We start from the raw sequence: 8,624 nt of genomic DNA, 5'->3' as shown, positions 1-8,624 counted from the left end.
CCGATCTGATCACCGCCGTTCAGGGGATCGCACAGGGCGATGTCCTGCTGCGCGGTCAGTCGTCCACTATCGACAACGTGCGTCAGTTAGCGCCGCGTCTTCCTTACGACGCGCCGAACTGGGCGCATACCGACCGCCCGACCCGTTTCTCCGAGCTGCAGCAGTATGACGCGCAGTTCCAATCGGATGGGTTACAGCCTTCGCCGATCTCCGTGCTGCTGAGACTGCCGCCGGATCTGTATCTGGTACGCGAACGCAGCATCGACATGAACGTCATGTATCGTTACACCTCGCCGCGCCAGAACGACGGTTCTCGTCTGGCGGTGAACCTGAACAATCAGTTCGTACAGGACGTGCCGTTGACGACGAAAAACAGCAGCGGCCAGTGGCTACTGCACGTCCCGCTGATCCAGGGACAGCAGGATACTAAATCGGCGGTGACGCTGCCCGCGCTGCGCCTGGGCGCGGCGAACCAGCTGCGCTTCGACTTCGACTACGCCGCGCGCCAGATCGGCAGCATCCATGATGAACAGTGCGAAACCGTGATGCCGGTCGCCAACCATGTGGTGATCGACGGCGACTCGACCGTCGACTTCTCCGGCTACCGCCACTATCTGGAAATGCCGTCGCTGCGCGCCTTCGCCAACGCGGGCTTCCCGTTCAGCCGTCATGCGGACCTGTCGCAGACGCTGCTGCTGGTGAACGCGCATCCGCAGCCAGCGCAAATCAGCACGCTGCTCAACGTGATGGGCAATATCGGCGCCCAGACCGGCTTCCCGGCCCTCAACGTTCGCATTGCTGACGACTGGGAGCAGGCGGAAAATCAGGACGTGGATCTGCTGATGATCGGCGGTCTGCCCGATAATCTGCGCGAAGGTCACGACGTGAATCTGCTGGTGGATACCACCAAAAGCTGGGTGAAAAAACCGCTGCGTCAAATGGCGCTGGATACGCCGGTCACCGCCTCCGACCGTAAGGCGGAAAGCCAGACCACGATCCTGTCGGAAGGACCGATGGCGGCAATTGTCAGCTTCCAGTCTCCCTACCATGACCAGCGTAGCGTCGTCGCGCTGCTGGCCGATACCCCGCGCGCCTACGAGCTGCTGAATGACGCGATGAACGATACCGGCAAACGCGCCGCCATCTTCGGCGCCGTCTCGATCATTCGCGAGTCCGGCGTCAATAGCCTCCGGGTCGGCGATACCTGGTTCGTGGGTTATCTGCCGTGGTGGGAAAGCATCTGGAGCGCGATGTCCTCGCATCCCGTCTGGCTGGCCTCTCTCGCCGTCTTCATGGTCATCCTGTTGGCATTAATGACCTGGCGACTGATGCGCCATATCAGCCAGCGTCGTTTGGACGACGAGGACGCGTCTCTGTGAGACGACTGACCGTTTCCTGCTGTGGTTTGCTGGCGCTGCTGTTTAGCAGCGTCGCAACGGCGGAATGCCGCTGGCCGCTGTGGGAACAGTTCCGGCAGGCCTATATCAGCGCCGAGGGTCAGGTCATCGATCCCCACGACGGCGACCCGATTACGACCTCCGAAGGACAAAGCTACGCGCTGTTTTTCGCCCTGGCGGCGAATGACCGCGAGCGTTTTGACCGCATACTGAACTGGACGGAAACCCACCTGGCGAACGGCGATCTGACGCTGCACCTGCCCGGTTGGCTCTGGGGACGCGATGCCGCCACCGGTCGCCAGACGCTGCTGGACGATAACTCCGCCGCCGATGCCGATCTGTGGATCGCCTACTCGCTGTTGCAGGCCGGGAAGCTGTGGCAAAGCCGTACTTATCAGGTCATGGGCACCCTGCTGCTCCAACGCATCGCCCGGGAGGAGACGGCCGAGATTCCCGAGGTCGGCCCCGTGCTATTGCCCGGCAAAAACGGCTTTGCGTCGCAGACCCGCTGGACGGTCAATCCCAGCTATCTGCCGCCGCCGCTGCTGGCCAGCTTCGCAGAACAATCCAGCCTCTGGTCTCGCCTGCATCGCACGGCGATCACGCTCTTGATCGCTACCGCGCCTAGGGGATTTTCCCCGGACTGGATCGTATGGACGTCGGGAACAGGGTGGCATTTCGATGAAGCCAAAGGGCCAATCGGCAGCTATAACGCCATTCGGACGTACCTGTGGGCCGGTATGCTGGACGACGGCGATCCGGACAAGGCGTCGCTGTCGCAGGCGTTTATGCCGATGGCTCGCTATGTGGAAACCCACGGCGCGCCGCCGGAGCGCATTAATGTCAGTCACGCAGAGGGCGAGCCGCTCGGCAACGTCGGCTTTTCCGCCGCGCTGCTGCCGCTGCTCCAGCACTCTCCCGCCCTGTCCGACCAACGCCAGCGCGTGTGGAATACCCCTTTTAGCGAAGAGGCCTATTATCGCACCGTACTGATCCTGTTCGGCACCGGTTGGGACAGCCATTTTTTCCGCTTTTCGCCGCACGGCGATGTCATCCCCGCCTGGAAAGAAACATGCGTAACATCAAAATAAACTGGCTGCGATTCATGCTGCCTGCCCTCGCTGGACTACCTGTGGCGCCCGCCGTCTATGCCGTCGCCGCGCCCGTTGCAGACAGCCAGCGCGGTATTTCCCCCGTCAACTGGCTGCTGCAACAGGTTCGAATGGGGGAAACCACCCACCAGCTCGAACTGGTGAAACAGTCGCTTTATCGTCTGGAAAATATCGCGCCCGATAACCCGGACGTCCTCGCCGCTCTGTTGCGCCACGCGCTGATGCAGAGCGACAGAACCAAAGCCCAAAGCTATATGGACCGGCTGAACGCCGAGGCGCCGAACTCCGCGGCCGCCCGTGAGTCCACGGTCAGCATGATGCTGGCTACGGCGGAAGGTCGGCAGCAGTGGCAAGAAGCCCGCCTGCTGGCGGCTTCGGGTCGGCTGGTCGAGGCGCGCGCGGCCTACGACGCGCTGTTTCACGGCGTCTATCCCACCGTGGATACCTCCTACGAATACTGGCGGCTGGTCGCACGCATTCCCGGTCAGGAACCGCTGGCGCTAAAACAGCTGCAGGCGCTGGATCGCCTCTATCCCGGCAGCGTCAGCGTCAGGATGCAGATTGCGCGGATGCTGTTCTCTCAGGACGATGTGCCACAGGCCGTCGCCACGATCCGCGCGCTAGCCGACGATGCCCGCGGGCGCGATGACGCCGCCGAACTGTGGCTCAAATACATCAAGGCTCAGCCGATTACCGACGACAGCGTGGCGCAGCTCCGTGAATACCTGACGACGTTCCCCTCCGGGGATGAGTATCAAAACGGGCGACAGGAGCTGGATCGCCAGCAGAGACTGTTGGCCGATCCGGTGTTTCAACAACGCGCCGCCAGCCTGAACCGGGTCGCGCGAGGCGAAGGCGCGACGGCTATCCCCGCGCTGCAAAAAGCGCTGCGCGCCAATCCCAACGATGCCGAAGTGCTGGGAGCGATGGGCCAAGCGCTGGCGCGCAGCAATCAGCGCACCGCGGCGGTGCGCTATTTTGAGCAGGCTATCCAGGCCGACGAAGCCAGTCTTAAGGTCGCCAAATGGCAGAGTCTGCTGGAATCTACCCGCTACTGGCTGGCCGTCGACGGCGGGGACAACGCGCTCGCCGCGCAGGATCTCGACACGGCCGAGCGCCAGTACCGACAGGCGCGCTCGCTGGACGACAGCGGCAGCGATGCGGTCATCGGCCTTGGCGACGTCGCGCTGGCGCGTCATCACCCTCTCGCGGCGGAACAGCTGTATCGGCAGGCGCTGCAGATGGACAGCAACGCCACGGCGGCACGGCGGCTGGTGACGCTCTACCAGCAGGAGTCGCCGCAGAAGGCGCTGGCGTTTATCGAGAACGGGCTAACGCCCGCGCAGAAACGCGCCCTGTTCGCCACGCTCAACGCGCTGCGCAGCGATACGCTGCGGGCGGATGCCGACCGGCTGGCCGCTCAGTCTCGCTGGGCGCTGGCGGTCGAGAAGTACCGTGAGGCCGTCAGCTTCGCGCCGGAGGATGTCTGGTTGCACTATCGGCTCGCCACCGCGCTGCGCGCCGCCGGGCAACCGGAGGAAGCTGACCGCGAGATGGAGGCGATGTCGCGCCAACAGCCGCACGAGGCGACGCGACTCTATGCTTACAGCCTCTATTTGTCCGGCAGCGATCGGGCTCATCGCGCGCTGGCGCTGTTGAACAGCGTGCCGGAAGCACGCCGCGAGCAAAGTTTGCAGGATCTGATGACGCGGTTGCAGCAAGAGGACGTCTACACCCGCGCCTATGCGCTGCACGCCGCCGGGCTGGACGCGCAGGCGTACGAACTGCTGCACACGCTGCCGGACACGCCGCGTCGCAGTATCGTTCTGGCCGACTGGGCGCTGGAACGGGGAGAGGCAGATACGGCGCTGGCTGGCTATCAGCACGTGCTGACGCGCGACCCGTTGAACGGTGATGCACGCATCGGTCAGGCTGAAGCGCTCGCCGCGCAGGGCCGTCAGCATGAGGCGCAAACGACGCTGAATACGCTGTCGTCAGGCCCCGTCGAACCCTCGCTGGATCAGGGCAGACGCACCGCTAATCTTTGGTGGCAGCTGGGTGAACCGCAGCGGGCCGACGCGCTGTTCGCACAGCTGAAACACCGCGCCGCGCAGACGCCGCCTTCTCCGGATGCCGCACGGATTTATCGCGACGCCGCCAGCCTTGCCCGCCAGCAGGGACATCCCGACGAGGCGCTGGAGGACTACCGTCAGGCGATGGTCGACAGCGGTATCACCCCGACGCCGCCGCGCGATAACACCGCCTTTACCGCCTTGACTCGTCTGCGCCCGGAAGACAGCTGGCTACAGCGTTCGGTGCGCGCCGACGCCGCGTCGCTCTACCGCCAGCAGGACACCACGCTCTCGATAGCGCAGGATTACTCCCGCAACAAGGGAACCGGCGGTCAATCTGACTTCACCGCGCACACCACCATGTTGCAGGGCGAAACGCCGATCGCGGACGGACGAGGATTCCTGCGCGTTGACCATGTTGCCGTCTCCGCGGGCCAGTTCAGCACCACGAATGGCACGCACACCAGCCTGTTCGGCACCTGCGCGGACTCAGGTTGCAGCCGCGATCACACGCAACGCGCGGAGGGCGTCGCGCTGGGGGCGGGCTGGCGCAATCAGGACTGGTCGGCCGATCTGGGAACGACGCCGATAGGCTTTCGCGTCTTGAACTGGGTCGGCGGAATCAGCCATAAAACCGACATTCACGATGTGGGCGTGACGCTCACCGCCTCGCGCCGTCCTATCTCCAGCTCGCTGCTGGCGTTTGCGGGCGCGCGGAACCCGGGCGGCGGCAATAGCAATACCTGGGGCGGCGTCGTGGCGACAGGCGGCGCGGTCGGTCTAAGCTACGATCACGGCGGCGATCACGGCCTGTGGGGCGACATCAGCGCTCATCGCATTGACGGTAAAAACGTCGCGGACAACCAGCGCCAGCGTCTGATGGGCGGGTATTACTACAAGCTGATCAACGAAGATCATCGCCGCGCGACCGTGGGTTTTAACAGCATGTTTTGGCGCTACCAGAAGGATCTCAGCGGCTACACCTATGGTCAGGGCGGCTATTACAGCCCGCAGCGCTACCTCTCGCTCGGGGTGCCAATCACTTATCGGCAGCGTATGGATAACTGGTCGCTGGATCTGGGCGGCTCGGTCTCGTGGTCGCGTTCGAAAACCGCCGGGCAGCGGCGTTATCCCGTCTACCCCGGTTTTAACAGCGATCAGGCCTCGGCCAACGGCAGCAGTCAGGGGATCGGCTACACCTTGCAGGCGCAGGTGGAACGACGTTTGACGGCGCATTGGACGCTGGGCCTCGGCGTCGATATCCAGAAAGCCAAGGACTATACGCCCAGCCATGCCCTGCTCTACATGCGCTATTCGGAAGCGGGCTGGCAAGGCGATATGGATATGCCGATCCAGCCGATGACGCCTTACGCGGACGTGAAATAGCGTCGTTTTTTCCGGCGCAGTAGCCGGTAGTCTCCCCCCGACCTGTCGCTCCGCGCGGCAGGTCATTTTCCCTCATGGCCCCCAACAACTTTTTCCCGCGCCGGGACGGGCGAGTGCTACACTTGTCGCATAAAGATTTCTGGCATAATGCGTCTGGTCTAGAACCGCATCTCGCTGTTCCCCCACTCTTTTCAAACCAGCAATAATGTTCTGAACCATCTGTAGTATGGAGGCTTCCTTGATCGTCTATAATCGCATGCAGGCTCGTAAATACAGAGCAGGACTGCTTGCCGCCGCCGTATTCCCTTTGCTCCTCGGCATTATCTTCAGCTATATCATCGCCAGACAGGACGTGAAGCGCGATCTGGAAGCCACGACTCAGGTGATTCTGCATCAGGCGGAAACGATCAACGGCATGGCCTGGAATCAGGTCGCCAAACTGGAAACGCTAGAGGGAAAGTCCTGTGAATCGGTACTCAGCGATCTGATCCGGCAAGGCACGCTCTCCGCCTATTTTCGTTCGATGGGGCTGCTGAGCGGCCGGGATATGTACTGCTCCTCCGTCTCCGGCGATCAGGTCATCCCACTGACGCAAATCATCCAGTATCCGCTGCCTGCGGAACAGCCCGAAACATGGAGCATGTCGGTGCCGCGTACGCGTGGCGTGTCCACCCGCCCCGCCATTATTTTCGCCCGCCAGTTTTCGCCGACCTACGGTGCATTTGTGGTCGTTGACGGTCAATACCTGATCGACTTCATGAGCGCCATCAATAACGCGCGCCCTTATCAGCTGGCCGTGCAGTTCAACGGCGGTTTTCGCATTCAGGAAGGCGAGAAGAGTCAAACCCCGCACCCGTTTATTTCGCCGCTGTATCACGAACGCGCATCCAACCGGTATCCCATTATCGTCAGCGCCGAGGTGCAGCCGGAGGAGATACAGCAAGACTGGCTGAATGACTTCCTGACGTTCCTGCCGCTGTCGCTGTTTCTGTCGCTGACCTTCATCTACATCATGCAATCCTGGAAAAAGCGCAAGATGTCGCTCCGCGATGAGCTGCGCAAAGGGATACAGGCCAATGAGTTTTCGGTGCATTACCAGCCGCTGTACGACATGAGGACCGAGCGCTGTATCGGCGCCGAAGCGCTGCTGCGCTGGTTTAGGCCGGGAGGCCGCACCATCAGCCCCGATATCTTTATTCCCTCCGCCGAGAACGAGGGGCTGATTATTCCGCTCACGCATCACCTGTTTAAGCTGCTGGCCGCTGACGTCGGCAGTTGGACATTACCGCAGGACTTTCGGCTGGGGATCAACGTCGCCGCGGCGCATATTCATCACCCCGACTTTGTGAACGATATCCGCCAGCTGGCAAAAACGCTGCAGCCTCAGCGCGTACAGATTACGCTGGAGCTTACAGAGCGCAGTCTGATCAGCGATACTCAGGACGTCGTACAAAAGCTGACTCAGCTCCGGAGCGAAGGCATTCTTATCGCGGTGGACGATTTCGGGACGGGCCACTGCTCTCTGTCCTATTTGCAAATGTTCCCGCTGGACTATCTCAAGATAGACAAAGGCTTCATCGGCACCATCGAATCCGCCAACGGGGATACGCCGGTGCTCGACGCCATCATCAATCTGAGCCACCGTCTGGCGCTGAGAATGGTCGCCGAAGGCGTCAATTCCGCCTATGAATATGATTATCTCAAGCGGTGCGGCGTTCAGTTGATGCAGGGATACCTGTACGCGCGCCCGATGAGCAGCGAAGCGCTGATGGCGTGGTTGAAAGAACAAGGCGAACGCAAATTCATCGCCGCCCCGGAGACCGAGACGGCGTAACCGCGCCGTGGCTCTGGCGCAGGACGCGACGGTCGCTGGCAGCCGTTTTCCTGCCGCCAGCGACCGTTACAGGAAGCAGCCCCGCCCTTCCGTCGGCATCACCTCTCCCGCATAGTCCTCGCCGCGCAGCACCCAACGATTGAACTGCGCCATCACCGCGCAGGAGTGATTGGGGAAGACGCGCATCAGGCTGCCCAGACGCGGCGGCTGGCCTTGATGCGGAATAAAACCGTGCTCTTCGGAAAGCTTCTCCACCGTGTAGGCCAGCGGCAGGTGCTCGCTGATGGCGATCCCCCAATGACTGGCGCCCGTCCCATGAGGCCCCCGGTCGGACGTCAGCGCTTTCGAACCGGCATCGATGATGGCATAGCGATCGTTGACCGCCACCACGCGCGCCACGACGCTCATCGCCAGATCGTCCGGTTGGCACAGTCCGAGTCGAATCGCCGTTAAATCCAGCAGCGCATAGTTGCCCGGTCGAATCTCATCCGTCCCCGCCGCGACCGGCGCACCCAACGCGGTCGGCGTCGCCCCCGTAGAAATGACGCAGCGGCTGACCGCACCGTCTTGCAAAATGCGAGTTTGCAGCTGACTCAGCAGCGTCGCTTCCTCGGTGGCGATCGTTTGGATCTGCGCAATCCCCGACGCGCCGTAGGCATGACCGGCATGAGAGACCAAACCGCCGAATCGCAGCTCGGGACAGCGGGCGATGTGCCCCGCCAGCGTGACGCCCGCGTCACCATGCGGATCCACGCCCACTCGGCCCAGCCCCACATCGACCTCACATATACCGTCACGGGATCGCTGCCTTGTTCCCGCACCG

5 protein-coding genes are annotated in these 8,624 nt (G+C 62.5%); 4 read left to right on the top strand and 1 reads right to left on the bottom strand.

Translation table 11 applies throughout. The annotated features are described in order from the left end of the window. The 4 genes from bcsB to Q7O77_RS11265 form a co-directional block, all read left to right on the top strand. On the top strand, nucleotides 1-1,379 hold a 1,379-nt coding region (bcsB, locus tag Q7O77_RS11280; RefSeq protein ID WP_304167088.1), incomplete at its 5' end, for a cellulose biosynthesis cyclic di-GMP-binding regulatory protein BcsB. Beyond that, nucleotides 1,376-2,488, top strand: coding sequence for a cellulose synthase complex periplasmic endoglucanase BcsZ (gene bcsZ, locus Q7O77_RS11275; protein ID WP_369696219.1), 1,113 nt, complete (start codon nucleotides 1,376-1,378; stop codon nucleotides 2,486-2,488). The genes bcsB and bcsZ, both read left to right, overlap by 4 nt. Then, the gene (bcsC, locus tag Q7O77_RS11270; RefSeq protein ID WP_304167086.1) at nucleotides 2,470-5,967 is read left to right on the top strand and encodes a cellulose synthase complex outer membrane protein BcsC; all 3,498 of its coding nucleotides are present in this window, start codon (nucleotides 2,470-2,472) and stop codon (nucleotides 5,965-5,967) included. Before bcsZ ends, bcsC begins: the two co-directional genes overlap by 19 nt. A gap of 238 nt (nucleotides 5,968-6,205) precedes the next feature. Further along, nucleotides 6,206-7,801, top strand: a complete 1,596-nt coding sequence (locus tag Q7O77_RS11265; RefSeq protein WP_304167083.1) for an EAL domain-containing protein — start codon at nucleotides 6,206-6,208, stop codon at nucleotides 7,799-7,801. Between the two features lie 66 nt (nucleotides 7,802-7,867). On the opposite strand, the gene Q7O77_RS11260 is transcribed toward Q7O77_RS11265, so the two are convergent. After that, nucleotides 7,868-8,624 (bottom strand): alanine racemase (locus Q7O77_RS11260; protein ID WP_304167080.1); only part of this gene is annotated, 757 nt, incomplete at its 5' end.

The organism is Lonsdalea britannica (genome assembly GCF_946477055.1).
Lineage (GTDB): Bacteria > Pseudomonadota > Gammaproteobacteria > Enterobacterales > Enterobacteriaceae > Lonsdalea > Lonsdalea britannica_A.
Note: the sequence above shows the minus strand (reverse complement) of the source record. Positions and strands in the feature narration are given on the sequence as shown.

Coding starts and splice junctions, on each gene's coding strand:
- bcsC (WP_304167086.1), top strand. CDS start 2,470: ATGCGTAACATCAAAATAAACTGGCTGCGATTCATGCTGCCTGCCCTC.